General features: G+C 70.7%; 22 protein-coding genes and 1 pseudogene. 18 read left to right on the forward strand and 5 right to left on the reverse strand.

Annotated elements, in window-relative coordinates; all coding sequences use genetic code 11:
- Window positions 1-126: 126 nt before the first annotated feature.
- Window positions 127-429, forward strand: coding sequence for a hypothetical protein (locus ACIQFZ_RS02775; protein WP_402690437.1), 303 nt, complete (start codon window positions 127-129; stop codon window positions 427-429).
- A gap of 21 nt (window positions 430-450) precedes the next feature.
- On the opposite strand, the gene ACIQFZ_RS02780 is transcribed toward ACIQFZ_RS02775, so the two are convergent.
- Together ACIQFZ_RS02780 and ACIQFZ_RS02785 are read right to left on the reverse strand one after the other, a co-directional pair.
- The gene (locus tag ACIQFZ_RS02780; protein ID WP_402690438.1) at window positions 451-1,320 is read right to left on the reverse strand and encodes a class II glutamine amidotransferase; all 870 of its coding nucleotides are present in this window, start codon (window positions 1,318-1,320) and stop codon (window positions 451-453) included.
- Between the two features lie 149 nt (window positions 1,321-1,469).
- Complete coding sequence (locus tag ACIQFZ_RS02785) at window positions 1,470-3,134, reverse strand: PucR family transcriptional regulator (RefSeq protein ID WP_402690439.1); 1,665 nt, start codon at window positions 3,132-3,134, stop codon at window positions 1,470-1,472.
- Between the two features lie 181 nt (window positions 3,135-3,315).
- On the opposite strand from ACIQFZ_RS02785, the gene ACIQFZ_RS02790 reads away from it, so the two are divergent.
- Window positions 3,316-4,602, forward strand: a complete 1,287-nt coding sequence (locus ACIQFZ_RS02790; protein ID WP_402690440.1) for an NAD(P)/FAD-dependent oxidoreductase — start codon at window positions 3,316-3,318, stop codon at window positions 4,600-4,602.
- A gap of 16 nt (window positions 4,603-4,618) precedes the next feature.
- On the opposite strand, the gene ACIQFZ_RS02795 is transcribed toward ACIQFZ_RS02790, so the two are convergent.
- Complete coding sequence (locus ACIQFZ_RS02795; RefSeq protein WP_402690441.1) at window positions 4,619-5,263, reverse strand: TetR/AcrR family transcriptional regulator; 645 nt, start codon at window positions 5,261-5,263, stop codon at window positions 4,619-4,621.
- Window positions 5,264-5,387: 124 nt separating this feature from the next.
- On the opposite strand from ACIQFZ_RS02795, the gene ACIQFZ_RS02800 reads away from it, so the two are divergent.
- The 10 genes from ACIQFZ_RS02800 (at window position 5,388) to ACIQFZ_RS02845 (ending at window position 17,733) form a co-directional block, all read left to right on the forward strand.
- Window positions 5,388-7,658 carry an MMPL family transporter gene (locus ACIQFZ_RS02800; protein WP_383057098.1) on the forward strand — a complete coding sequence of 757 codons (2,271 nt, stop codon included), beginning with the start codon at window positions 5,388-5,390 and terminating at the stop codon, window positions 7,656-7,658.
- Between the two features lie 556 nt (window positions 7,659-8,214).
- The gene (locus tag ACIQFZ_RS02805) at window positions 8,215-8,907 is read left to right on the forward strand and encodes a response regulator transcription factor (protein WP_365417471.1); all 693 of its coding nucleotides are present in this window, start codon (window positions 8,215-8,217) and stop codon (window positions 8,905-8,907) included.
- 162 nt (window positions 8,908-9,069) lie between these two features.
- The gene (locus ACIQFZ_RS02810; RefSeq protein ID WP_383129776.1) at window positions 9,070-10,092 is read left to right on the forward strand and encodes a TauD/TfdA family dioxygenase; all 1,023 of its coding nucleotides are present in this window, start codon (window positions 9,070-9,072) and stop codon (window positions 10,090-10,092) included.
- 45 nt (window positions 10,093-10,137) lie between these two features.
- Window positions 10,138-11,745 carry an MFS transporter gene (locus ACIQFZ_RS02815; protein ID WP_402690442.1) on the forward strand — a complete coding sequence of 536 codons (1,608 nt, stop codon included), beginning with the start codon at window positions 10,138-10,140 and terminating at the stop codon, window positions 11,743-11,745.
- Between the two features lie 75 nt (window positions 11,746-11,820).
- On the forward strand, window positions 11,821-12,735 hold the full coding sequence (locus ACIQFZ_RS02820) for a ThiF family adenylyltransferase (protein WP_365417477.1): 915 nt from the start codon (window positions 11,821-11,823) through the stop codon (window positions 12,733-12,735).
- Window positions 12,736-12,817: 82 nt separating this feature from the next.
- Window positions 12,818-13,210, forward strand: coding sequence for an SCP2 sterol-binding domain-containing protein (locus ACIQFZ_RS02825; RefSeq protein ID WP_402690443.1), 393 nt, complete (start codon window positions 12,818-12,820; stop codon window positions 13,208-13,210).
- 39 nt (window positions 13,211-13,249) lie between these two features.
- Window positions 13,250-14,467 carry an acyl-CoA dehydrogenase family protein gene (locus ACIQFZ_RS02830; RefSeq protein ID WP_365417481.1) on the forward strand — a complete coding sequence of 406 codons (1,218 nt, stop codon included), beginning with the start codon at window positions 13,250-13,252 and terminating at the stop codon, window positions 14,465-14,467.
- Complete coding sequence (locus ACIQFZ_RS02835; RefSeq protein ID WP_383059339.1) at window positions 14,464-15,453, forward strand: hypothetical protein; 990 nt, start codon at window positions 14,464-14,466, stop codon at window positions 15,451-15,453. Before ACIQFZ_RS02830 ends, ACIQFZ_RS02835 begins: the two co-directional genes overlap by 4 nt.
- Before the next feature lie 3 nt (window positions 15,454-15,456).
- Window positions 15,457-16,887 carry an amidase gene (locus tag ACIQFZ_RS02840; RefSeq protein ID WP_365417487.1) on the forward strand — a complete coding sequence of 477 codons (1,431 nt, stop codon included), beginning with the start codon at window positions 15,457-15,459 and terminating at the stop codon, window positions 16,885-16,887.
- Window positions 16,888-16,992: 105 nt separating this feature from the next.
- On the forward strand, window positions 16,993-17,733 hold the full coding sequence (locus tag ACIQFZ_RS02845) for a rhomboid family intramembrane serine protease (protein ID WP_365417489.1): 741 nt from the start codon (window positions 16,993-16,995) through the stop codon (window positions 17,731-17,733).
- 111 nt (window positions 17,734-17,844) lie between these two features.
- On the opposite strand, the gene ACIQFZ_RS02850 is transcribed toward ACIQFZ_RS02845, so the two are convergent.
- Window positions 17,845-19,383, reverse strand: coding sequence for an FAD-dependent monooxygenase (locus ACIQFZ_RS02850; protein WP_402690444.1), 1,539 nt, complete (start codon window positions 19,381-19,383; stop codon window positions 17,845-17,847).
- Between the two features lie 81 nt (window positions 19,384-19,464).
- Here ACIQFZ_RS02850 and ACIQFZ_RS02855 point away from each other — a divergent pair, with 81 nt between their 5' ends.
- From ACIQFZ_RS02855 to ACIQFZ_RS02875, 5 genes are all read left to right on the forward strand, one after another.
- The gene (locus ACIQFZ_RS02855; protein ID WP_365776787.1) at window positions 19,465-20,112 is read left to right on the forward strand and encodes a helix-turn-helix domain-containing protein; all 648 of its coding nucleotides are present in this window, start codon (window positions 19,465-19,467) and stop codon (window positions 20,110-20,112) included.
- Window positions 20,113-20,310: 198 nt separating this feature from the next.
- Window positions 20,311-20,697 (forward strand): VOC family protein, encoded by a 387-nt coding sequence (locus ACIQFZ_RS02860; RefSeq protein WP_361426560.1) that lies wholly within the window; start codon window positions 20,311-20,313, stop codon window positions 20,695-20,697.
- Window positions 20,698-21,138: 441 nt separating this feature from the next.
- The gene (locus ACIQFZ_RS02865) at window positions 21,139-22,266 is read left to right on the forward strand and encodes an acyltransferase family protein (RefSeq protein WP_365417497.1); all 1,128 of its coding nucleotides are present in this window, start codon (window positions 21,139-21,141) and stop codon (window positions 22,264-22,266) included.
- Window positions 22,267-22,368: 102 nt separating this feature from the next.
- Window positions 22,369-22,917, forward strand: coding sequence for a SigE family RNA polymerase sigma factor (locus ACIQFZ_RS02870; protein ID WP_376652133.1), 549 nt, complete (start codon window positions 22,369-22,371; stop codon window positions 22,915-22,917).
- Window positions 22,914-23,861, forward strand: coding sequence for a hypothetical protein (locus tag ACIQFZ_RS02875; RefSeq protein ID WP_383059349.1), 948 nt, complete (start codon window positions 22,914-22,916; stop codon window positions 23,859-23,861). The genes ACIQFZ_RS02870 and ACIQFZ_RS02875 overlap by 4 nt, the downstream gene beginning before the upstream one ends.
- A gap of 190 nt (window positions 23,862-24,051) precedes the next feature.
- Here the strand turns inward: ACIQFZ_RS02875 and ACIQFZ_RS02880 are convergent, their stop codons facing one another.
- Window positions 24,052-25,635 (reverse strand): FMN-binding glutamate synthase family protein, encoded by a 1,584-nt coding sequence (locus ACIQFZ_RS02880; protein WP_376652131.1) that lies wholly within the window; start codon window positions 25,633-25,635, stop codon window positions 24,052-24,054.
- A gap of 153 nt (window positions 25,636-25,788) precedes the next feature.
- Between ACIQFZ_RS02880 and ACIQFZ_RS02885 the strand changes: the two are divergent.
- A pseudogene (locus tag ACIQFZ_RS02885) lies at window positions 25,789-26,013 on the forward strand (site-specific integrase); the annotation flags it as partial.
- Between the last annotated feature and the right edge of the window lie 81 nt (window positions 26,014-26,094).

The raw sequence follows: 26,094 nt of genomic DNA on the forward strand, positions 1-26,094 counted from the left end.
GGCCCTGGAGCACTCCGGCTGTGAGGCGGGCCACTCCGCCCGTCACAGCAGTGTCACAGCAGGGCGTCAACCGGCCTGTGAAATAGTTCGGTTGGGCAATCGCGCCCCTCGCCAAAGGGAGTTGACGTGACGACGGCGGGACCCGACGCCACCTTGCTCGTGGCCCTCGATGAGGCGGTCGCCGCTCTCAAGGCTCCTCTGGAAGAGGCGGACCGCGCGCAGGGCTGGACCGACGATCTCCGGCGAGAGGTACAGGCGGAGGTCTCGATCAATCGCTCGGTGCTGCGCCGCGAGGGGCTGTTCATGGTGTGGTACCTGCGCCCCCGCCTCGACGCGTGGATGGACTACGAGGGCGTACGGCCCGGACGCCTCCGGAGCCTCGTACTGGACGTGCAGCGCCGGCTCGTGGAGGCCAGGAGCACGTCGTAGGAACGAGCCTCCGAGGGAGACCTAGGCGGCCTTCTGCGAGGCGGCGGCGTCGGGGCGCAGGTCGTCGAGGGTGAGCGGGTGTGCCGGCGGCTCGGGCAGGACGAGGTGGCGGGCGGTGCGCAGATCGGGGCCGACGTGGAGCAGCTCGCCCGCCTCCAGCAGGCGCCAGCGGGGGTTGTCGTCCATGCGCTCGCTGGCGACGACGACGGCCGGATGCCCGGTCAGGGCCTCGGAGTGGACGCGCATCCGCCCGTGACTGCCGCTGTGGTCGAGGTGCCGGGTGCCGTGCTGGCCGCCCGCCGCGCGCTCGAGGACGTACAGCTCGTGGGTGCCGGGGTAACGCAGCGCCCACAACTGGTCGGGGGTGACGAGGACCAGGTTGAGGGCGTAGAGGGGCAGGTTTTCGGCGATCCAGCGCGCGGCCCGCGCGATGCCGGTGGTGACGTCACCGCCGTGTGCGCGGGTCTCCCGGGTGACGAGGGCGAAGAACCGCTCCGAGTCGGTGTCGCCCCTGACCAGTGACCGGTCCTCGCCCAGATGCTCGTCGAGCGCGTCGAGGTCCTCGACGACCCCGTTGTGCGCGAACAGCCGCCCTTCCTGCTCGAAGGGGTGCGTGTTGCGGGCGTCCAGGCCGCCGGTCGACGCGAACCGCACATGGGCGAGGAAGGTGGCGGACTCCACCTGCCGGGCGTCCTCGGCGAACGCGCGGTCCCGGTAGGCGGCGATCGGCGCCTTGTCGACCCGCGGGGTGCCGTCCGCGTCGAAGTACCCCAGCCCGGTGCCGTCCGGATCACGGTGACTCTGCCGGCTGAGACTGTCAGGGGCGTCCAGCAGCCAGAAGGTGGCGCGGGTGCGCCGGGGCGCGCTGCTGAGTCCGAACAGACGGCACATCGGGTTCCTCCGCGGGTTGTCGGACGGCCCAGGCCGGCGAAGGTCCGTGACCGGTGACCGGTGACCGGTGACCGGCGGCCGCTCCGGCCGAAACCTTCTCCGTGTTCCCCGCCGCCAGGCCGCGAACCGGGCCGTCCGAGAGCCGGCGGTCACCTCGGCGGCGGATCGTTCGGCCTAGGCTGCTCGCCGTGCGCGGGAGGCTCGCCCATCGCCATGAGCTGGAGCCGCAGAGCCAGCCGCAGGCGGGGTGAGGAGAGGTCCAGCGGGACCGCCTCTTCGAGCTTGCGCAGCCGGTAGCGCAGCGTATTGGGATGGACCCGCAGGTGCCGTGCGGCGCTCTGCGGGTCGCCGAAGTGGTCGAGCCAGGCCGCGAGGGTGGTGAGGTACGGCGTGCCGTGTTCCTCGTCGTGTGCGCGCAGCGCGGCGAGCGGCCCGCCGAGCCGCCACGTGTCGGTCCCGACGGCGGCCCTGGCGCGCTCCACGACGACGGCGTCCCAGGCGTCCTCCATCAGCACGATCCCCGTCCCGTGAACGAGAGGGGCGAGAGGGAGCCGTCCGGCGCCGATCAGCCGGTGGAGTTCGACGGCCTCCGCCGTGGAGCGCGGCAGCTCGTCGGGGGAGCGGGCGGGGCAGCCCGCCACGGCGTACAGGCCGGGGTCGTGCGCGCGTGTTTCGGCCAGCAAGTGCCGGAGCCAGTCGACGGTGCCGGCGTCGGCCCGGACACCGGACGCGCCCCGCCGCCCGCCCCGCCCCCGGTCGGTGACCACGCCGAACAGCAGCCCGTCGAGGTCGGCGAGCAGCGGCTGATGCCAGCCGAACCGGTGCGCGACCGATTCCCACAGGTCGAGCTGCCTGCGGACGTCCTCCGTACCGCCGGGCGACGACCCGAAGGCCACCACCCGCCAGGGGCCGGCCGGCAGCGCGGCGGCCGCTCCCGGTCCTTGGTCCGGGACGGCGCCTTCGCGCAGGGCGGCCCGCAGCTGCCCGGCCGACACCCGCCGTGCGATGCCGGCCTCGGCGCGCAGCCGCAGCAGATGCAGGGCCAGGACGGAGGCCACGTCGCCGAGCTCGCGGATGCGCTCCGGGGGGACCGGCGACGTGACCACGGCCCAGATCGAGCCGAGCCACTCGCCGCCGGCCCGCACGGGGATGATCAGCCTGGGCAGGATGCCGTCGGGCCCGGCGGGGGTCCAGATGGGGTCGCCGGAGCGTGCCAGCCGGCGGAAGACGCCGCTCGCCCGGAAATGCGTCAGGGTCTCCGCGGGGACGCGCCGCCCCACGATGGTGGAGACCCGTGCCGGGTCGGTGCTGTCCTGCCGCGCGGAGTAGGCGAGGACGCGGGACTGCGCGTCCTCCACGGTCACGGGCGCGTCGATGATCTCGGCCGCCGCGTCGGCCAGTGCGAACAGGTCGCTGTGCGGACCGGGGGTGCCGAGCGCGCCGGCGGCGGGCGCGGAGGCCCGGTCGATGACACCGCGCAGCAGCCAGACGACGTGGGCCCACGAGGTGTGCGGTCGCAGTTCGACCAGTGCGGGGCCCGCCAGTCTCCGGGCCGTGCGGGTCACCTGCGGGTCGCGCGCGGCGGGTCGCTTGAGCACGAGGCCCGCGGCCCCTGCCGCGGCGGTCCGTTCCAGCAGGGCGAGGGCTCCGGACCGGTCGGTCACACCCACCCCCAGGACGAGTTCGCCCGGCTGGCCCGCGGTGTCACCCGGCTCGGCCAGGGCGACGTCGTGCACCTCGGCGTTCCCGGCCGGGACGACCGTACGCAGAAGCCCGGCACCCAGGGAATCCACGAGGTCGGACACGGTGATCACGGCCGGCACCCCGCAGCGCGGCATCGGGGACTGCTCATGAGCCCCATTGTGTCCCACGCGGATAGTGCTCACCGCATCATCGGCACCGCCCTCGTTGTCCGCCCGCCACAAAGACAACGGAGCCCACCGGCATCACCATCGGAGGCGTCCGGAGGCGTCACCACCCCGGACACCGCTCCGGATGAAGAGGTTCCGCATGGCCGTCCGCCCGCCCTCGCCCGCACCCTCCGCCCCCAGCCGCGTCGCCGTCGTCGGCGCGGGCATGGTCGGACTGTCCACCGCCTGGTTCCTCCAGCAGCGGGGCGTCGGCGTCACCGTGTACGACCGCGAGGGGGTCGCCGCAGGATCGTCCTGGGGCAACGCCGGATGGCTCACCCCCGGCCTGGCGACGCCGCTGCCCGAACCGGCGGTCCTCACCTACGGGGTGCGCGCGGTACTGAGCCCGTCCTCCCCGGTCTACGTCCCGCCGAGCGCCGACCCGAAGCTGCTCAGGTTCCTGGCCGGGTTCGCCCGCAACAGCACCGCGTCCCAGTGGCTGCGGTCGATGCGTGCCCTCGTACCCATCAACAGCCTGGCGCTGCCGAGCTTCGACACGCTGGCCGAGGGCGGTGTCGAGGCACGGACGCTTGAGGCCAAGTCCTTCATCGCCGCGTACCGCACGGCCGCGGAGCGCAAGGTCCTGCTGGAGGAGCTCGAACAGATCCACTCCGCCGGCCAGACCATGGAGTTCGACGTCCTGGACGGGAACGAGGCCCGGGAGGTCGAGCCGTCCCTGTCGGACGAGATCGGCGCGGCGATCCGGCTGCACGGCCAGCGCTACATCGACCCGGGACACTACGTGCACGCCCTGGCCGACGCGGTCCGTGCCCGGGGCGGGGTGATCCACGAGGGCACGGAGGTGACCGAGGTGCGGGACGAGGCGGCCGGTGTCACGGTCGTCGTCGGCGGCGGAGACGGCGAGTGCTTCGACGCGGTGGTCCTGGGCACGGGCGCCTGGCTCGGCCGCCTCGCCCGGAAGTTCGGCGTGCGCTCCCTCGTACAGGCCGGCCGCGGCTACAGCTTCAGCGTCCTGGTCGAGCACGTGCCGTCCGGCCCCGTCTACTTCCCCGCCCAGCGCGTCGCCTGCACACCGCTCGGCGACCGTCTGCGGGTCGCCGGAATGATGGAGTTCCGCAAGCCGGAGGCGCCCCTGGACGCCCGCCGCGTCCACGCCATCGCCGAGGCCGCACGCCCGCTGCTGCGCGGCGCCGACCTGGACGCCCGCCAGGACGAGTGGGTCGGCTCCCGCCCGTGCACCACCGACGGCCTGCCCCTGATCGGCGCCACCCGCTCCCCGCGGGTCTTCGCCGCGGGCGGCCACGGGATGTGGGGCATCACCCTGGGCCCGGCCACCGGACGCCTCCTCGCCGAGACGATCGTCACCGGCGAACGCCCCGTGCAACTGGCCCCGTTCGACCCGCTGCGCTGACGCCTGCGCCGCTGTCTCAGCGGCGTACCGCGCGGGCTTCCGTGCCGATCACCGGGGCCAGGTACCGGGCCAGGGCCGCCTTCACCTCGACTGTGTAGGCGGCCCTCTCGGGCTCCTGGTACTGCATCGCCAGGCACAGCCCCGCCCGGAAGACGGCGAACGCCGTGGTCGCCACGCGCACGCACTCGTCGTGGGGCAGGTCGGGGGCGCGCAGTGCCACGGTCTCCTCGACCTGCCGTTGCAGGATCGCGTGGAGGACCTCCTTGTCGGACGCGATCTCTCCCGGCGCGTCGGAGCCGTGGATCAGGGCGAGGAACGCCGGATTCCTGAGGTTGAACTCGATGATCGGATCGAGGATCGCGTCCAGCATCTCGTCCAGCCGCAGGGACACGTTGGCGTCGGTGAAGACCTGGCCGTGTGCCTCCAGCATCTGCCGCATCAGCCGCTCGCCGAGCTGCACCGCGATGGCTTCCTTGTTGGGGAAGAACTGGTACAGCGTGCCCGGCGAGACACCTGCTTCGCGGGCGATGGCGTTCGTGCTGGCCCTGGTGTAGCCGCACTCGCCGAACACGAGGGCCGCGGCGTCGAGCAGTTGCTCCATACGGCGCTTGCCGCGCGCCTGCCTGCGCCGAGCTGCCGAAGTCGCCGGAACGGATTCCACTCTGAGTAACCCCCAAGCCGCAGGATGTGATTGACAAACACGAGAAGGTGCTCGCATTCTATCCGTGTTCTTCTGGTGCGAGTGGTCGCTCGTGTTTTGGTCCTTCAGAGGGGAAACCTGCCCGATGACAGACGTGAATCGCCCCGGCGATGGGCTCTCCGGGTGGGGGCGGGTGATCACGGCCAGGCCCAGGCTCGCTCTCCTGCTGACCTTGCTGGTCACGGCACTGGCGGTGGTGGCGGGCAGCGGCGTGGCCGACCGCATGGGCAGCGGCGGCTGGCAGGATCCGGGCGCGGAGTCCTCCTACGCGGCCAAGGCCCTGGAGGAGCACTTCCCCGCCTCCCAGCCGAACCTGATCCTCCTGGTGAACAGCGGCGAGGCCACCGTGGACACCCCGGCCGTCGCCGCCGAGGCGCGGCGGCTCGCCGACCGGCTGGAGCGGGAGAAGTCCGTCGAGGGAGTCGTCTCCTACTGGGCCACCGGCGCGGCCGCCCTGCGGGCTCAGGACGGTCACGAAGCCATGATCACCGCACGGATCGCAGGCGACGAGACCGACGCCGCCAAGGTCTTCGACCGCATCGCCCCCGGATACCGCGGCAGCCACGGCCCGGTGAAGGTCTCCTTCGGCGGTCCGGTCGCGGTCCGCCACGACATGCAGGAACTGGTCAAAGAGGACCTGCTGCGCGCCGAGCTGATCGCCCTGCCGGTCACCCTGCTGCTGCTCGTCCTGGTCTTCGGCAGCGCGGTCGCGGCACTGCTGCCGCTCGGCGTGGGCGTGGTGGCGATCCTCGGTACGAACGCGGTGCTGCGCGGCATCACCGAGTTCACCGACGTCTCCGTCTTCGCCCAGAACCTCACGACCGCGCTCGGTCTCGGACTGGCCATCGACTACGCCCTGTTCATCGTCCGCCGCTTCCGTGAGGAGCTGTCCCGCGGAGCCGAACCGCTGACGGCTGTGGGGACCACCCTGCGCACCGCCGGGCGGACGGTCCTTTTCTCGGCGCTCACGGTCGCGGTCTCCCTGGCCGCGATGCTGGTCTTCCCGCAGTACTTCCTGAGGTCCTTCGCGTACGCCGGCATCGCGGTCGTGGCACTCGCGGCGATCGCCGCCCTGGTGATCCTCCCTGCCGCGCTGGTGCTGCTCGGGGAGCGGATCAACGCCTGGGACCTCCGCCGCGTCCTGCGACGCCGCTCCCCGGCGAGCGGCGCCGCGAAGGACGGGTGGGCCAGGGCGGCACGGCTGGTGATGCGGCGGGCCCCGGTCTTCGCGATCGCCGCGACCGCCGGGCTGGTTCTCCTCGGCCTGCCGTTCCTGAGCGTGAGGTTCGGCAACGCCGATGACCGGCAACTGCCCGCGAGCGCCGAGTCCCGTACCGTCCAGCAGCACATCCGCGACGGGTTCCCCGGAAGCCCCGGCGCCGCCGTCGAGGTGCTGGCCGAAGGGGCCGCCGCCCAGCCCTCGGCGCTGGCCGACTACAGCCGGCGGCTGTCCGAACTGCCCGGCGTCGTCAGGGTGGAAGGCCCTCGGGGCGCATACGCGCAGGGCAGGCTCACACAGGAGCCGGGGCCGGCCGAGACGGCCCGGGCCGACGGCGACGCGGCCTACGTCACGGTGCTCCGCGAGGGAGCGGCGGGCGACGCGGCCGGCCAGGACCTGGTGCGTGCGGTGCGCACGGAACCGGCCTCCTTTCCGACGTCGGTCGCCGGGCCGGGGGCGGCGCTGGTGGACTCCAAGGCGGTCATCGCGGACCGGCTCCCGTGGGCCCTCGGCATGATCGCGGCCGTGACCCTGGTGCTGGTCTTCCTGCTCACCGGAAGTCTCCTCGTCCCGGTCCAGGCGGTGGTGCTCAACGCGCTGAGCCTGACCGCCATGTACGGCGCCGTCGTCTGGGTGTTCCAGGACGGGCACCTCTCCGGCCTGCTCGGCTTCACCAGCACCGGGGACATCGAGACGACACTGCCCGTGCTGATGTTCTGTGTCGCCTTCGGGCTTTCGATGGACTACGGCGTCTTCCTGCTTTCGCGTATCAAAGAGGAGTACGACCGCACGGGGGACCACCAGAGCGCGGTGGTCTTCGGGCTGCAGCGCACGGGCGGGCTCATCACCGCCGCGGCGGCGATCCTCGCGGTCGTCATGGTCGCGATCGGCGCCTCGCGCGTCACCAACACCAAGATGCTCGGACTGGGGATCGCCCTGGCCGTGCTCATGGACGCGATGGTGGTCCGCAGCCTGCTCGTTCCCGCGGTGATGCGGCTGACCGGCCGGGCCACCTGGTGGGCGCCCGGGCCGCTGCGCAGGCTGCACGCGCGGATCGGCCTGAGCGAGGAGGGGCCATCCGGCGGTGCCCCGGCCGCCGAGCAGCCAAGGGCGGTCGTCCCCTCCGGGGCGGAGTAGCCCTCGGCGGACGACCGCGCGGCCCCGCACCGGACCCCCGCGGTGCGGGGCTCACGACATGGCTTCAAGTGTGCCCCTGGGACGAGGCATTACATGGAACGCTTTCGTCCGTCGAACTGTTGTAGGTACCTTTTGAGCATCATGGGAGCGGGGCAGGCGGGGGCATGGCTGCGCGAGAGGTCGGAGAGAAGACGTTCGACCTGCCGACCCGTATCGGCAAGTCCAGGACTTCCCTCCACGTGCGGCGCCGATGCCCGCACCGCATCCTCGCTCCCGAGGCCGCACGGATTCTTCGACGGTACGGATTCCGGGCCCCGGCGCCAGAACTCGGTATGCCCCAAAGACGCCGGCATGCCGTGAACGCCATCGATTCATAGCGACGAGCGCCGGAAACCGGCCATTCGGAAGAGAAGCACGTGCGGCGGACACCCACGGGGGACGGCCTTGCGCCGTCGGGTGTCCGAACAGCGCCCCGTTGCCGCTCAATCCGGCTCAGTACGCCGCCCGCGCACAACGAGCGGCGTGTGTTCCTGGACCATGACCACAGGGGTATTGCGTGACAACGGAATTGACAACAGTGGAACGCGCCGGCACGGACACCGGTGCCGATCGACGGCTCCGCGTGCTGGTCGCGGTCGACAGCGATGTGGTGCGACTCGGTCTGTGCTCCATGCTCGACACCCTTCCCTCGGCCCGCCAGGCGGACGGCCACGGCCCGCTGGACGTGGCACTCAAGTCCCTCCAGACGACGGACTGCGACGTCGTCATCGCCTCGGCCCTGCTGGACGACGACACACTGGCCAGGCTCAACGACCTGGCGCAGCGCAGCGGCGCCAAGCTCATGCTCCTGCTTCCGAGCGCGGCGCGGGAGGCGCTGTCCCCCGCCGCCGCCCAGGTGGCCGACGGCTTCATGCTGGAGGCGGCGCTGACCAGCTCGGCCCTGGAAGAGGCGCTGCGGCGGCTGAAGTCGGGCGACGTGCCGGTGCCGCCCGAGTTAGCCCGCGAGCTGCTCGCCCGGGCTCACTCGGCCGTCCGCATATCCCGGCAGCGGGTGTATCTGACCCGGCGCGAGAAGCAGACCCTGAAACTGCTCGTCGAGGGACTGAGCAACAGGCAGATAGCCACCCGTATGAACATCACCGAGCACGGCGCGAAACGCCACGTCGGGAATGTGCTCGCCAAGCTCAACAGCCCCAATCGCACACTCGCGGCGGCGAAGGCGGTCAGCGAAGGACTCCTCGACGAGTAGCCGATCGGGCACCCCGTTCAACCGGCCCACAGGAGGGTGGCGGGTGAGGACTGTGCGGATTCCGGACCGCTGATTGACTCGGTCCCGTTGGACCTGTTGACCATTCAGACGCCATTCGGGGGGTCTTCAATGCCGGCCGACGAATTTCGCTCACCCGAACCGATGAAACACGCGGCGGACTTCCACGCGATCGACCCGTCGGACGATCTCGCGACGGACACGGTCGAACTCGCTCCGGGTGAGGCCAAGGAAATCGAGATCCTCGCCCGGCGGATCTCGGACTGCCGTGGCCACCTGCCTCTGCACCACCCCGACCTGATCGAGGCGGTCGAGGTGGAGGCCGGCCGCCTTCCCGCCGCGGTCACGGGCGGTCTCGTCCGGTACCGGGAGCACGGAACGGGCAGCGGCGTACTGCTGCTCAAGGGCCTGCCGGTCGACGAGCCGCTGCCGCCCACGCCGGAGAACGGCGCCCACCCGGGTGACTGGACCGACCTCGCGATCAGCACGGTCGCCCAGTTGATGGTGATGAGCCGTCTGGGGGCGGTCATCGCCTACGCGGACGAGAAGGCCGGGCGACTCGTGCAGGACGTCTGCCCGGTGCGTGGGGCCGAGACCCGGCAGGAGAACACCGGAAGCCGACTGCTGGAACTCCACACCGAAGACGGCTTCCACCCGCACAAGCCCGCCTTCATCGGGCTGTCCTGCCTGCGGCAGGACCACGAAGGCAGCGCGCTGACCGTCGCCGGCAGCATCCGGGCCGTCCTGCCCGGCCTGCCCGCCGAAACCGTGGAGGTGCTGCGCCGGCCGCTCTTCCGGATCCGGCTGTCGAGTTCCTTCACCGGCGGCGGCGTCTCCCGCTACTCGGCACTGATGCCCGTGCTCTCCGGACCGCGGGACGACCCGGAGATGTGCGTCGACTTCCACGCCATGGAGTCCTTCGACGAACGCGGGACCCGTGCCCTGAACCTTCTGCGGGACCACCTGCTCCAGGCCCTGATCGGCGTGGCCATGGAGCCGGGAGACCTACTCATCGTGGACAACCGGGTGGCCGTGCACGGCCGGACCGGATTCGTGCCCCGGCACGACGGACGAGACAGATGGCTGCGGCGGTGCTTCGCGGTGACGGACATCCGTGCTTCGCGCGGATCACGTCCGCCCGGGTCACGCGTGCACGAGCCGCTCTGACACCCAGGGCATGCCGGCCATGCCCATGAGACGGAAGAGGACGAAGTGAACGCTGCCCCCACCGGTGCCGTCACCGGCAGAACACGGCACCGCGGCATCATGATGGCGGTTCTGGGCTGCTGCTTCCTCGTTGTGATGATGGACAACACCATCCTCAACGTGGCCCTGCAGACCATCCAGCAGGACCTGAACGCCACCAACTCGGAACTCCAGTGGTCGGTGGACTCGTACATCCTCGTCTACGCCGCCCTGATGTTCTCCGCCGGCGTCCTCGCCGACTCCTTCGGGCGCCGCCGCGTCCTCCTCGTCGGCATGCTGGTGTTCGGAGTCGCGTCCGCGCTCTCCGCCTTCGCGACCAGCCCCGACCAACTCGTCCTCTGGCGTGCCGTCATGGGCCTGGGCGGCGCCGTGGTACCCCCCGCCACCCTCGCCGTCATCAACGACACGTCCACTCCCGAGCAGCGCGGAAAGGCCATCGGCATCTGGTCCGCGATCGGCGGCCTGTCCATCGCCCTCGGCCCCATCGTCGGAGGCTTCCTCCTCGAGCACTACTGGTGGGGTTCCGTCTTCCTCATCAACGTGCCGGTCGTGGTGATCTGCGCCGCGCTCATGCTCCGCTACGTCCCCGAGTCCCGCGCCGGCAACCGGCCCAGGCTCGACATGACCGGCGTGGTGCTGTCCATCCTGGGCACGGCCGTACTCGTCTACGGCGTCATCCGAGGCGGTGAGACCGACGAGTGGCTGAGCCCGCAAGCGGGCGGCGCCATCGGCGCGGGGCTCGTGCTGCTCGCCCTGCTGGTGGCGGTGGAGCGGCGGGCCACCGCTCCCGCCCTCGACGTGAGCCTGCTGCGCAAGCCGGCCTTCGCCGCAGGAACGGCGGGTATCGCGCTCGCGTTCTTCGCGCTCACCGGCGGCACCTTCCTGCTCGTGTTCTACGTGCAGGGCGTCCGCGGCCTCACCCCGCTCGAACTCGGCCTGGTACTGCTGCCGGTGGCGGTGGGCACGATCGTCACCGCCACCCTGAGCGGCTCGCTGGCCCGCACCTACGGGCCGAAGGCGGTCGTCGCCTCCGGCCTGGTCCTCATGACGCTGTCCTTCCTCTGGCTGGGCGTGATCGAGAAGGACAGCGCGCTGTGGCAGCTGGAGCTCGCCCTCGGCCTGTCCGGGCTCGGCCTGGGCCTGGTGATGGGCACCACCACGACGGCCATCATGTCCGTGGTCCCCGCCGACAAGTCGGCCGTCGGCGCCGCGGTCAACAACACGCTCCGCCAGGTGGGCGCGGCCCTCGGCGTCGCCGTCCTCGGCTCGGTCCTCTCCCTGAAGTACCGCGACGAACTGGGCGGCGCGGCCGGCATCCTGCCCCCCGGCCTGCGCGAGGAGGCCGGCGACTCACTCGGCGGCACACTCGGCGCACTGGCCAAGGCGCGGCAGGACCCGTCCGTCATCGGTCCGATCAAGGACCAGGTCCCGGGCCTCGTCTCCCGCGCACAGGAGGCGTACATCTCGGCGATGCACCTCACCGTGTACGTCGCCGCCGCCCTGCTCCTGGTCGCCGCGCTGGCCGTCCTGCGCTGGCTGCCCGGACGCCTGCCCGGGACGAGCCCGGCCCCGGCCGCCGACGGCCTGGAGACACCGGCGAAGAGCGGGCAGTGAACCGTACGACGCCCCCGAACCGACGCCCCCGAACGAATCCTTCATCCACCACCATCCACTGACCAGGAGCGCCGAATGACGGCACCCGCCCATGGCATCGCCGCCGACGCGTCGGACATGACGGGCGCGCAGTTCTACGACGAGTTCACCATCCGCAACACCGGGGTCGTCCCCGCCGCCGATCAGGACGTCCTGCGCCGGGCCACCGTGCTCGTCGCCGGCTGCGGATCCATCGGCGGCTCCGCGATCGAACCGCTGGCCCGCCTCGGCGTGCAGCGCTTCGTGCTGGCCGACCCCGGCACCTACGAGCTCAACAACCTCAACCGGCAGAACGCCACCGTGGCCGACCTCGGCCGCAACAAGGCCGAGGTCGCCGCGGAACACATCCGCGCGATCAACCCGCACGCCGAGGTGCTCGTCTTCCCCGAAGGCGTCACCGCGGACAACGTCGGAAAACTCACGGCCGGCTGCGAGGCGGTCGTCGACGGCGTCGACGTCACGACCATGAGCGGCTGGCGCGCCAAACTCCAACTGCACCACCAGGTCGCCGAACGCCGCCTCCCGCTGGTCACCGGCTGGGACATGGCAGGCGCCCAGTACGTGCGCTGCTACGACTACCGCACGCTGCGACGCGTCCTCGACGGCGCGCTCGTCCCCACCGATCTCGACCGGCTCGGCACATGGGAACTGCTGCGCCGCCTGCTGCCGGTGCGTTTCGTCCCCGGCGAGATGCTCCAGACCGCCCGGGCCAACCTCCGCAACCCCGACTTCGCGTTCCCGCAGGTCGTCCACTCCGCCATGATGTTCGGCGCCATCAGCGCCCACGCCGTGGCCCAGCTCCTCAACAACCACCCCGTGCGCACCCACATCTACGTCGACGTCCACCAGAGCGTGCGTCCCACCTCGACCCGGCTGCTCACACGCCTGAAGTGGCCGCTCCAGGCCGCTTCCCTGCTCGCCGACCTGCGCTCGCTCGCCGGCCGGAAGTGACCGCAGGACGCACCGCCGCCGGCCGCTGACCGCGGCCGCCCTCCCACACGAGACATCCACCACCACATCCGGAGGCTTCGCCATGCCCGCATTCCCGAACGAGGAGACCGCCGCCAAGGTCTTCGGTGAGCTGTTCACCATCCTCGCCGCCGACGAGGAGTTCACCTCCAAGCTGCGCGAGAGCGACCTCTCCGTGCGGCTGATCCACACCAAGCCGGAGTGCACGGTGTTCGTCTCCGCGGACGAGGTCGCCGTGGGCGACGCCGCCCCGGACGAGGCGACCGTCACGATCAAGATGTCCTGCGACACCGCCCACGCCCTGTGGCTCGGCAAGCTGATGATGCCCGCCGCCGTGGCCACCGGGAAGGTCCGCATCCGCGGCAAGGTCGCCAAGGTCCTGGAGCTGGTGCCGATCCTGCGGCCCGCGTTCGACCGCTACCCCGAGATCGCCGCCGCCTACGGCATCGGCGCCTGACCCCGTCCACCCCTACACCCAGCCAGGAGACCGAACACCATGACCACCGCCATCGCGGGCCCCGACCTGAACTTCGACGTCCTGCCCGCCGAGGTCCGGCGCTTCCAGCAGCAGGTCAGGGAGTACGCGCGCGACGAACTCGCCCCCCGGGCCCTGGAACTCGACCTCGCGGACGCCGCCGACTTCGACTGGGACATCGTGCAGAAGGGCCACGAACTCGGCCTCACCCGGGCCCTGATGCCCAAGGAGTACGGCGGCCTCGGCGTCGGCGTGCTCGGCGTGGCCGTCGCCATGGAGGAACTCGCGGCGGCCTGCCCGGCCGTGGCCCTGATCTTCGGGGCCACCATGCTCGGACAGACCCCCATCCTGCTCTCCGGCGACCCGCGCCTCCAGGCCCGCTTCCTGCCCCTGTTCGCCGGGGACGAGGCCGTCCTCGCGGCCAACGGCATCGCCGAGGAGGAAGCCGGGTCCGACCTGGTGATCCCGGAGAACTTCGTCCACGCGCGCATGGCCACCACCGCCCGCCGGGACGGCGACTTCTACGTCATCAACGGCCACAAGAAGTTCTGCACCAACGGCAAGGTCGCCGCCTTCGCCTCGATCTTCGCCAACATGGTGGGCCGGCCCGGCGCCACCGGCCTGACCTGCTTCATCGTGCCCCTCGACGAACCCGGCGTCACCCGCGGCGAGGTCGCCGACAAGATGGGCTACCGGGCATGTCTCGGCACCACCCTGCACTTCGACGACGTACGCGTCCCGGTCGAGTACATGATCGGCGGCGAGGGCACCGGCGCCGAGATCGACGTCGCGCAGGGCAACATGGCCCGCTCCTCCGTCGCCGCGATCTCCACCGGCATCGCACGCAGCGCCCTCGAGCACGCCGTCGACTGGTGCGGCAAGCGCGTGCAGGGCGGCAAGCTGCTGCACGAGCACCAGTTCAGCGCCGGCAAGCTCGCCGAGATGTCCGCGAACGTCGACGCGGCGCGCCTGCTCTACCAGCGCGCCGCCAACAAGGTCGACAACGAGCTCCCGGCGCCCGAGTACGAGCCGGCGGTCGCCAAGCTGTTCGCCGACCGGATCGCCATCGAGACCGCCGGCGCCGCCGTCTCCCTCATGGGCGCCCGCGGCTACTGCCGGGAGTACGGCGCGGAGAAGATCCTGCGCGACTCCTACGGCACCCGCATCTTCGAAGGCACCCAGGAGGCCCTCGCCCTCACCGTCACCGCCAGCCTGTATCGGGAGGAGGACGAGCTGTGACCACGGCCGAGGAGCGGACGAGGCAGCGGCCGGCGGACGAACGCGCCGGCGGCACCTGCCCGTTCAGCCCCGAGATACGGCGCTTCACCGACGACATCGTCGGCCTGCACAGCCGCCTCAGTTTCGGCCGGCTGCCGCAGGCCCTCGACGGCCCGCCGCTGTACCTCTCCGGCGACACCGGAGACGGCCTGCTCACCGTCACCATGCGCGAGAGCCAGGTGCCCGCCCGCTATATGAACGGCATTCTCGGCTTCCGGCTGGCCCAGTACCTCAAGCTCGGGCTGATCTCCGACGAACTCGTCTACCAGGAAGCCCTGTTCCACGAGCCGGCCACCAAACCGCACACGGTCGAGAACCTGCACACCGTGACCCTCGACGCGGCCGGCGGACGCATCGTCGGCTACATCGGCCTCGTCTGCTCCCTGGACGAGAAGTCGATGCCGCTGGACTCACCGCGCCGCAGCCGGTTCCCGTCCGAGTCCGCACACCACGTCGACCTGGTGTCCCGGTTCGCCGCCCCGGACCTCTCCAGCCACCAGGTCTACGAGATCAAGCGCTTCGTACGCGACGTGGACATGAACCGGGGCGAGCAGCGGTGGCGGGTGCCCTGGCACCTCATCCTCGGTCTGGGCAGCGCCGTCCTGGCCGGAGGCGACGAGTTCCGGCTGCTGCTGGGGGACTCCAAGGAGCACGGAGCCCTGCGGCACTTCCGGCTCATCGGCTTCGACCCGGTGGTGATCGAGAACACCGAGCCGCGGCTGCCTCCCACGGAACTCATGTGGCCGAGTTACACGCAAGAGGTCAACGCGAAGCCGTTCGTGGCCCCCGTTCCCGACGATCTCGACGCCTGTCTGCGCGTGATCCGCGCCGGGCTGGCCGCGGGCAGCGGCCGGTCCGAGCGGGAACTCGCCGCCCGGTTGTCGGCCCGGCGGCGGGCCCGGGAACAGGGCGGCCGCGGCTCGCGGCAGACAGCCAAGGAGAGCTGAGCAGTGTCCGAGTTGCACGAGCTGACCGCGGCCGAACAGGCCGCGGCGATCCAGGCGGGAGCTGTGTCGCCCGTCGAGTTCACCGCGCACTACCTGGAGCGCGTCGACGCTCTGAACCCGAGTGTCGGGGCCTTCACCACCGTCATGGCGGAGCAGGCGCTCGACCGGGCCCGGCAGGCCGAGAAGGAAGTGGCTGCCGCGTCCCGGACGGGCGCCGTGCTGCCTCCCCTGCACGGTGTGACGATCGCCGTCAAGGACCTGGTCCAGGTCGAGGACGTGCGCTGGACCCTGGGCTCGGCGGCGTTCACCGACCAGGTCGCCGACATGGACGACCATGTGGTCACCCGCCTGCGCCAGGCGGGCACGGTGCTGCTGGGCAAGACCAACACCCCCGAGTTCGCGCTGCCCTGCTACACCGAGAACAAGCTGGGCCCGCCCACCCGCAACCCATGGGACCTGGACCGTTCTCCCGGCGGTTCGAGCGGCGGTTCGGCGGCCGCGGTGGCCGCGGGCCTCTCCGCCCTCGGGCACGGCACCGACGCCGGCGGGTCCATCCGCATCCCCGCCTCGGCCTGCGGACTGGTCGGCCTCAAACCCAGCCGCGGACGGGTCAGCAACGGTCCCGTCGACCATGACGTGACAGGCCTGTCGGTGCACGGGCCCCTCGCGAGGACCGTCGCGGACGCTGCGATGCTGCTGGACGCGATGGCCGGGCCGATGCCGGGCGACGTCTACACGGCGCCGCCCCTGCCCGCGGGAGAGACCTTCCGGGCCTGCGTGGACAGGGAGCCCGCACGCCTGAGGGTTGCCGGGCTCCCCGGCCCGATGGTCCCGGACGCCGTGGTGCATCCGGACTGCGAGGCGGCGTACCGCAAGACGGTCCAACTCCTCGAAGGCGCCGGTCACCAGGTGGACGAACTGGAGATGCCGCCGGACCCGGACGTCGTCGAGGCGTTCCAGCGGGTCTGGGCGGTGGCCGCCGCCGGCCGGCAGGTCGACGAGGAGGACGAGCCGCTCCTGACCCCGTTCACCCGCCATCTGCGGGCGAAGGGACGGCAGGTGACCGGGCTGGAGTTCGCGGCGGGACTGGCGACCTTCCGCGGCCTCGGACAGCTCTTCGCGGACGTCTTCTTCGCCTCGTACGACGTGGTCCTCACCCCGACGCTGGCGCGGCCGCCCGCCCTGACGGGAGAGTTCTACGGCAAGGACCCCGCCGCCGACTTCGACGCCATGGCGGCGTTCATGCCCTACACACCGCTCTACAACATCACGGGTCTGCCCGCGATCTCGCTTCCGCTCCACTGGAACACGGACGGCCTCCCCATCGGGGTGATGCTCGGCGCCCGCTACGGCGACGAGGCGACACTGCTCTCCCTGGCAGCCCAACTGGAAACCATCGCCGGCGAACCCCGCCCACGTCCCGGACTGTGGTGACGCGACCAAAAGCACGCGCCGCGCGCCGCCCGCACGCCCGCCGCCGGGAATACTGGAAGTCCGTGGTGGCGCGGACACGGATCCGCAGGGGGAGGGGAGCGTGCCATGGGCAGGTCGGATCAGGAGCGGGCCGGGGCGGGGGCCGGGCCGGTGGGTCCGGAGCAGATGATCGCGGAGGCGCGGAAGGCGTTCTTCACGATGTTCGGGTTCCTCGTGGTGGTCTGGCTGGTGCAACTGGCCAACTACACCGGCGGCTACGCCCTCTCACGGCAGTTCGGGGTGGCGTCCGGCGACCTCGGCACGCTGCCCGACATCATCACCGCGCCTTTCTTGCACTGGAGTTGGGCGCACATCGAAAGCAACTCCGGACCGCTGTTCATCTTCGGCTTCCTCGCCGCCTACCGGGGCGTGGTCCGCTTCCTGGGACTGAGCCTGCTCGTCGCGGTGACGAGCGGACTCACCGTCTGGTTCTTCGAACGGGGCGGCGTGGAGACCGTGGGCGCAAGCGGCCTGATCTTCGGCTACTTCGGCTACGTCGTGGTCCGCGGCCTCTTCGACCGGCACCTGATCGACACGCTGATCGGCATCGTCATGGCGGCCTCCTTCGCCTACATGCTCACCGTCGCCGTGCCCGGGACACCCGGGGTGAGCTGGCTCGGACACCTCGGAGGCCTGATCGGCGGCGTGGCCGGAGCCTGGCTCCTCCGGGACCGGCGCGCACGGCCCACCGGAACCGGCCGCCCCGACGGCGGCACCGGGACAACCACCCGCGGCGACCTCCCGGTACAAGCCGACAACCCGCGAGCCGACCTGCACAAGGAACTCGGCGACCTGGGGCTCCTCTGACCAGGCGAGCCCGCAGTCCGCAAGGCCGTGCACGGCGAAGCAGGAGGGATGAGCGACGCGAGCTCGTGAGTTCACTCAGTCGACTCAGTCCACTCAGTCCCCTCAGTTCGCTCAAGGCATCTTCGCCAGGCTCCCGGCGATGGCGGCGAGCAGCGCATCGCCGTGGTCGGCGGAGTTGTCCACGGCCCAGCAGACGTAGCCGTCGGGACGGATGAGCAGGGCGGCAGCGCCCAGACCGTCGGGGCAGGTGGCGCGGACGAGGTCGACTCGCGGCGGGAGCCGGAGGCCGGCCGGGACGGCTCCGGCCAGGTCGAGCAGGACGGCGTGCCCCGACGCGAACAGCGTCGACAGCCGGGTGGGGCCGGCTTCGGTGACCAGGCCGGCGTCCGGCACGCGCTGTCCGGTGAGCGGATGATCGCCGGACAGCGGGTAGCGCAGCGAGAGGCCGGACATCAGTCCCGCGAGGTGGCGGTTGGTGTCGGGCAGGCGCAGCAGGTCGACGAAGATGTCGCGCAGGGCGGCCACGTCCTCGCACGGCTTCGGATCCGCCAGGACACGCTGCGCCGACGTGTGGTGCAGGACCTGGGCTCCGACGGGATGCCGTTCGGTGTGGTAGCTGTCCAGGAGGCCGCTCGGCGCCCGGCCCTGGACGGTCGCGGCCAGTTTCCAGCCGAGATTGAACGCGTCCTGGACACCGAGATTGAGACCCTGACCGCCGAGCGGCGGGTGGATGTGCGCCGCGTCGCCCGCGAACAGGACGCGACCCGACCGGTACTGCTCCAGTTGCCGGGTGGCGTCGCTGAACTGCGAGGAGTTGTCCACGGCGCCGAGGACGGTCTCCTGCCCGTACACGGCCTGGAGCGCGACGGCGATCGCCTCGTGAGTGACGGGGGTGTCGCCGTCGATGCCTGCGTCGGTGTCCGCGTCGGCGCCCGCCTGGTCCGCGCGCCCGAAGGTCAACCGGTACCGGTCGCCGCCGAGAGGCACCAGCATGGCCCAGTAACCCCCCGCGCTTCGGGTCATGGTGCTCATGTGCCCGATCTGCCGCGGCACCAGCGACGACACGGCGGACAGGCGGATGTCGGCCAGCACCGCCCGGTGGGTCCCGGGCCTACCGGGGAACGGCAGCCCCAGCAGTTTCCGCACCGTACTGTGCCCGCCGTCGCATGCCGCCAGGTAGCGTGCCCGCACCCGCAGACCGTCCGGCGTCACCACCACCACACCGTCGTCGCCCGACTCGACCTCTGAGACGGCAGCGCCGCGCAGAACCCGCGCACCGGCAGCGAGCGCGCGCTCTTCGAGCACCTCCTCGACCCCCCACTGAGGAATCGCGATCGGAAAAGGGTGCCTGGTCTGCCAGGGGGTGCAGTCCAGGGGCACGGGCAGGGCGGCGAAGTGCCCGCCGACCGGCTCATGGGACGCGGCCTTGCGCAGCAACGGTTCCAGCAGCCCGCGCGACTCCAGCAACTCGGCGGTACGGGGCTGGATCCCGCCGCCCTTGATCTGCTCGGCACGCCGGGGCAGCTTCTCCAGGACCAGGGTCTCGACCCCTGCCAGCGTCAGCTCGCACGCCAGCATCAGCCCGGTCGGACCGGCACCCACGACGGCGACCTCGGTGTCGATCTCGGTTTCGGTATCGATCTCGTCCAACACTCTTGTTCCTCCCATTCCTTCCCTCGGAGTAAATGTATACCAGGTGCAGAAATATCCTCGGGGAAGCAAGCCGCTAGGATGGGCGCCGTGGACGGCAAGCCAGGACTACGCGAACGAAAGAAGCAACGGACCCGCGCGGCGATCTCCGACGCGGCGATCGCGCTGTTCCTCGAACACGGCTTCAACCAGGTCTCGGTGGCTCAGGTGGCCGAGGCGGCCGAGGTCTCCAAACGCACGCTCTTCGCCTACTTCCCCACCAAGGAAGACCTCGTGGTGCACCGCCTCGCCGACCACGAGACCGAAGCCGCACGCGTCGTACGGGCTCGCCCACCCCGCACCGCCCCGCTGACCGCACTGCGCGACCACTTCCTCAAGGGGCTGCACGAACGGGACCCGATCACCGGACTCAACGACCATCCCCAGGTCCTGCGCCTCACCCGCATGATCCTGGACGCGCCCTCACTGGTGGCCCGGATGGATCAGTTCCACACCGGCGCCGAACGCGCACTGGCCCAGGCGCTGGAGGAAACGGCGGACACCCCCGAACTCACGGCGAGGTTGGCCGCCACCCAGATCGTCGCGGTCCAAGGCCTACTGGCCCAGGACAACGCCTCCCGCCTGGCTCACGGAGAACCGGCCGACGCACGCCACGCGGGCGCGGTGGCGGACGCGGAACAGGCGTTCGCGCTGTTGGAGACCGGATTGCGGCGACTCTGGGACCGGTGACCCTGTGGAAGCGCAGGGATACGACTGGTCGCGTAACGTCCCCGTCCGCCCGCGATTCGGGTGACGAATCGAGGGATACGGATCCGGCTACCGTCCGCGGACCGCCCCGGCTAGGGTCGGAATTACGGCACCGCGTGCCGGACATCGGTTTGGTGGGGCACGGAGGCGCCGGTAAGAGGTGCCGCAGGGAGGCACACCATGAACGTGGAGCTGAACCACACCATCGTCCACGCCCGGAACAAGCAGGAGTCCGCCGAGTTCCTCGCGGACATCCTGGGCCTGGAGGTCGGCGCACCCTGGGGCCCGTTCGTCCCCGTCGCCACCGGCAACGGCGTCACCCTCGACTACATGGCCGACCCGGAGGGACCGATCGCCTCCCAGCACTACGCCTTCCTCGTGTCCGACGAGGACTTCGACGAGGCATTCGACCGAATCCAGCAGGCCCACGTGACGTACTACGCCGACCCGCTCCTGGAACACCCCGGCGAGATCAACCACCGCGACGGAGGCCGCGGCCTGTACTTCCAGGACCCGGTGGGCCACGCGATGGAGATCCTCACCCGCCCGTACGGCAGCGGCGGCTGAGCACGACCACGAGGGTGGACATCTCCGAGAAAGGCGACGCGCTCGACGCCGAATGGACCGAGACCGGCAACAACGCGAACGGCATCCTGCACGGCTGCCGAGACACCTCATCCGTCACCGAGCGCTTCGTCCGGGCCGGCTGGACGTCACCTGAGCCGCCCTCATGCCTTCTGGGCCAAGCAAACGCTGATGGCCGTCGAGGGAACTGCTGCCGGCGTGGTCTCGCACCGCCGTCGGATCTGCGACCGGGCAGTGTGGCAGGGACGCCGGCGGGAGGTGCGTCGGAGCTCCCGATGTACTTGTGAAGTTCACCGTGTGAACCAGCAACGGCAACCGAGCCCTTCTCGGAGATCGTCACGGTGTGCCCGGCCCCGTCGAGTCGAGCACCGGTACGGCGGCCCCCTTCCCCTGCCGAGCCGCTGACAGGAGCCCGCCGCCGCGATGGACAAGCCACTCCCGAGACCTGCCACCGCTGTCTCCACCGACCGTGCCGGCGGGACGGACCGGGCCAGGAATCCGTGGTGGGACAACACCCGGTTCCTCTCCGCCACGCTGATCGTGATTCTGCACACCGTCGGCAGCATCATGGCGCGAGAGGACGTGCTGCACTCCTTCCACATCGCCAGCTGGGCCTTCCGGGTTCCTGCCTTCGTCATGTTGGCCGGTGTCTTCAGCAACGCGGGACCGCTCGGCCCCCGTTCCCTGCGCACCTTGCTCCAGAGCATCGTGCTGCCCGCCCTCGCGTTCAGCTTGCTCTACTCGCTGGAGAAGTACTGGCTGGGCGACGAGTTCGTGGTGTACGTCGTCCAACTGCCCTGGACCCTGTGGTTCCTGATGTCCCTCTTCTTCTGGCGACTGCTGCTGCCGCTGGTGGTCCAACTGCGTCACCCACTGCTCGTCACCACCGTCATTGCCCTCGCCGTGGGGTACATCGAGGAGTTCGGGCTGGAGTTCTCGGCGAGCCGCACACTCGTCTACCTTCCGCTGTTCTACCTCGGCTGGCGGATCGGCCAGGGCTTCCTGAACTCCTGGTTCACCAGCCGCTGGAGCCTGTTCGTGGCCGCCGCCGGGGTCCTCGCCTCCTGCGTCGTGGGATGGCTGTGGCACCGGGACATCAAGGGCAACTGGCTCTCCATGCGCCACCCTTACTCCGCCGGCGACCCCCTGAGCCTGGAGTGGGCCTGGATCATCCGGCTGCTGGTGCTGGCCTCGGCCGCGGCCCTGGTGCTCTGCCTGCTGCGCCTGATGCCCCGGCGGCGGCTTCCGCTGATCACCACGCTGGGCGCCGGCGGGTTCACGATCTACCTCCTGCACCCGCTGGTCATCCTGCCCATCCGGGAACAGGGCTGGATATCACGGGTGAACACCCCGGCCGAGATCGCCGGCCTGGTGCTGTGCGCGATCCTGCTGACCATGGTGCTCGGCTCCCCACCGGTACGCCGCCTGGTCCGCCCGCTGACCCGCCCCTCCACCGGCTGGCTCTTCGCCCCCGCCACACCCGGGTCACAGCAGCCGGAGCGGACACCTGCCCACGTACCACCCGTACCGGGTCCCGCGCCCACCTCGTAGCCCTCCGCGGCGGACTCCTCGTCGCTCCCTGAGCGCGGCCCTCGGATCCCGGGCAACCGAATCCGCCGGAACTGTGGTCTGGAGGGCGAGGGAGGGTGCTTGATGCAGGCCAAACAAGAGGCCGAGTTCCAGGAATTCGTCAGAGCGCGGTGGTCCCATCTCGTACGGACCGCGTATCTGCTCACAGGCGACGTACACCACGCAGAAGACCTGACTCAGACGGCGCTGGCCAAGGCGTACCGCTCATGGCGGCGCGTTTCACGCAGCGACAGTCCGGAGGCGTACGTCCGGCGGATACTGGTCAACTGCAACAGCGACCGGTTCCGCAAGCGGCGGGTTGCGGAGGCTCTGACCGCGGCGCCGCCGGAGGCGGCCGGGCAGGACGAGGCCGTCTCATGGGCCGATGAGCGCAGCGCCCTGCTCGCGGCGCTGGCCGGACTGCCGCCGAAGCAGCGGGCGGTGATCGTCATGCGCTACTGGGAGGACCTGTCCGAGGCCGAGGTCGCAGAGATGCTCGGTTGCTCGCCCGGCACGGTCAAGAGCCAGGCGTCCAAGGCGCTGGCGAAATTGCGTAACCATCCGGGGCTCGCACAGGTCGTGGACGAACCTGTCCGCAGCCGAGTGCCGTCCGGGCAGGGAGCCGGCAAGTGAACGAGGAGAAGAAGCAGCAGGGGACGGGAACCGGCGGGGACTTCGAGGAGCACCTGCGCGAGCTGCTTGCCGAGGACGCGAACACCATCCGGCCCGCGCCGGTGCCGTATCCGGCGATCCGCCGCCGGGGCACGGTCGAGCGGCGACGCCGGGTGGCGGCGGCCGGGGCGGCCCTGGTGACGCTGGCGGCGATGCCCGTGGGGGCGTACGCGCTGGCCGACGGGGATGCGGGCGGGAACACGGTGGCAGCGACACCACAGGTCAGCGCCACACCGCGGGCGTCGGCGACACCGACGCCGGCCGCGTCGCCGGCGGGGCCCGCGCGGCCGGCCACGGAGGACCAGCTCCTCGACGGGATCACCTTCGGGCAGGCCGCCGACGGGCTGAAGAAGTGCCTCGCATACGACCAGTCGCACCAGACACACCGCCCGTCCAACTTCCGCACGGACTTGGGCGCTGCAGAGGACTACCGGATCATCCTGGCGATGAACAGCACCGGCGACTCCAACGCGCCCGGCGACGGCATGTACGTCGTCGCGGTGAAGGAGCAACCGAAGCAGACCAGACTGATCTGCAACGTGAAGGGCGGCGAGGCAAGCGGCCTCGGCGCCAGCGTAGGCTCCGACGATGTGCCGGGTGCCGGCCCCGTGATGGCCGACATCAACGGCGGCAAGCTCTACCAGCAGTCGGCCCTCGACCGCGGCAACTGGAAGCTGCCGTTCCGATGGGGTGTCATGGGCACCGTCAAGCCGTCAGTGGCCCGGGTGACCGTCTCCTACGGCGGCGCCACCAGCCAGGCCGCCCTGGACCACGGCTGGTTCGTCGCCTCCGGTGTCCTGAACCAGCAGGTCACGGTGGCCCCGCGCATCAAGGGTTACGACGCCGACAGCAAGCTGGTCTACGACTCCGGCAAGGACAAGGACTACGCGCAGCGCCTGCCGTAGCGCCACCCGGCCGGGGGCGCCGCACAGGGGTCGGCGCCCCCGGACCCCGGTCGGAGGTGCGGCATGAGGGCCTTTCCGGTCACCGGTGCGGACGTGGCAATCCACACCGAGCCGGAAGGCCCTGCTGCAGGAGACGGTGTGTGGAGCGTCCGCCATCAACAGGGCACCCCCGGTGCCGCCTACAGGCCCGTCAGACAGTGAAACGGTCGGGGTCGGCGGCCTTCCAGTCCGCTGCCCAGGACTCGGGCGGCTCGATCAGCAACTGGCCAGGGGTCAGCCAGTCGTAGAGCTCCGCGTAGGAGCGGACGGTGACCGGGTCCACGCGCCGACGCAGCATGCTCGGGCGCAGTTCGGCGGGTTCGCTCACGCCCAGCGAGGCGATGATCTGCTGTGCGCTCTTCACCGTGCCGGACTGGAAGCGGTGGACCCGGGCCGACTTGTCGTCGACGTCCAATGCGCGTGCGCGGCGCGGGTCTTGTGTGGCGACACCGGCGGGGCAGGTGTTGGTGTGGCAGCTCTGCGCCTGGATGCATCCGATGGCGAACATCATGGCGCGTGCCGCGTTGGTGAAGTCGGCGCCCTGCAGCATGCGCTTGACGATGTCGGCTCCGGTGGCCACCTTGCCGCTGGCGCCGATTTTGATCCGGTCCCGAAGGCCGGCGCCGACCAGGGCGTTGTGGACGGTGATCAGTCCCTCGGTGAGCGGACTGCCCAGGTGGTCGGCGAACTCCAGCGGGGCGGCTCCGGTGCCGCCCTCGGCTCCGTCGACGATGATGAAGTCCGGCGCGGTGCCCTCTTCGATCATGGCTTTGCAGACCGCCAGGAATTCCCGCCGGGAGCCCACACACAGCTTGAAGCCGACCGGCTTACCGCCGGACAGCTCGCGCATTTCGGCGATGAACCGGATCAGTTCCCGGGGCGTGTCGAAGACCTGGTGGTAAGGGGGCGAGATGACGGTCTTCCCCTCGGGAACCTCGCGTACCCGGGCAATCTCGGCGGTGACCTTTTCTCCGGGCAGCACCCCTCCGATACCGGGCTTGGCTCCCTGAGACAGCTTCAGTGACACGCATTTCACGTTGTCGCGAGCAGCCTTTTCGGCGAACAGCGCGCGATCGAAACCGCCGTCCGCGGTACGGCAACCGAAGTATCCGGTGCCGATTTCCCACACCAGGTCACCACCGTGGCGCAGATGGTACTCGGACATGCCGCCCTCGCCGGTGTCGTGAGCGAAGCCTCCGAGGGCGGCCCCCCGGTTCAGGGCGAGGACCGCGTTGGCGGACAGCGAACCGAAGCTCATGGCCGAGACGTTGAGCAAGGCCATGTCGTAGGGCTTGGTGCAGTCCGGGCCGCCGATGCGGACCCGGGGCTGCTCCGTCGGCACCGGGCGCGGCCTCATCGACGATTCGAAGTATTCGTAGCCTTCGTCGTAGACGTTCCGCTCGGTGCCGAACGCGATCTCCGCTTCGGTCCCCTTGGCACGCTGGTAGACAAGGCTGCGCACATCACGGTCGAATGGGCGGCCATCGGTATTGCGCTCAATAAAATACTGCTGCAACTCCGGCCGGATCGACTCCAACACGAAGCGGATATGTCCCAGCACTGGGTAGTTACGCAGGACGGAATGGCGCTTTTGAAGCAAGTCATAAGTGCCGAGCCCGGCCACCCCCGCGCACAACACGGCGACCAACCACCACCAAGGCGACACAGTCAACGCCGTGACGCCTGTGGAAATGGCGAGAGCTCCAATGAATACGATCACTGCAATTCTGATCATGCGGCGAACGTACAGCCCTCCCCGGGCGCATCACAATGTCCCAAGGATGAGACATCCGCCCCACGGCGCGCCGCCCACCCGCACGGGACCACCCGACACCGGCACGGCCCCTCGCCACGCCCTGGACCTCACCTGCGGCGACGCTCCAAGGTCCCGCCCACAGCGGTCGCCTCCCCGCTCGCCGCCCGGCCGTACGACCTCCGCCACTCGGCGCTGTCGACGTGGCTCAACTCCGGTATGGACCCCACAGAGGTGGCCGATTGCCCGGGTAACAGTGTCGAGGTTCTGCTGAGTCGCTGCGCCAAGTGCATCGACGGGCGGCAGGAGATTGCCAACCGCAAGATCGAAGAGTTGTTGCGTGAGTCACCGCAGCTGTAGTTCCGGCATCTGGGCTGGTCAGCGGCTTGCGGGGGTGGTGTGAGGGTATGGGTACGGCCACCATGATCATGAACGTTTGTG

The organism is Streptomyces sp. NPDC093064, from assembly GCF_044754605.1.
Taxonomy (GTDB): domain Bacteria; phylum Actinomycetota; class Actinomycetes; order Streptomycetales; family Streptomycetaceae; genus Streptomyces.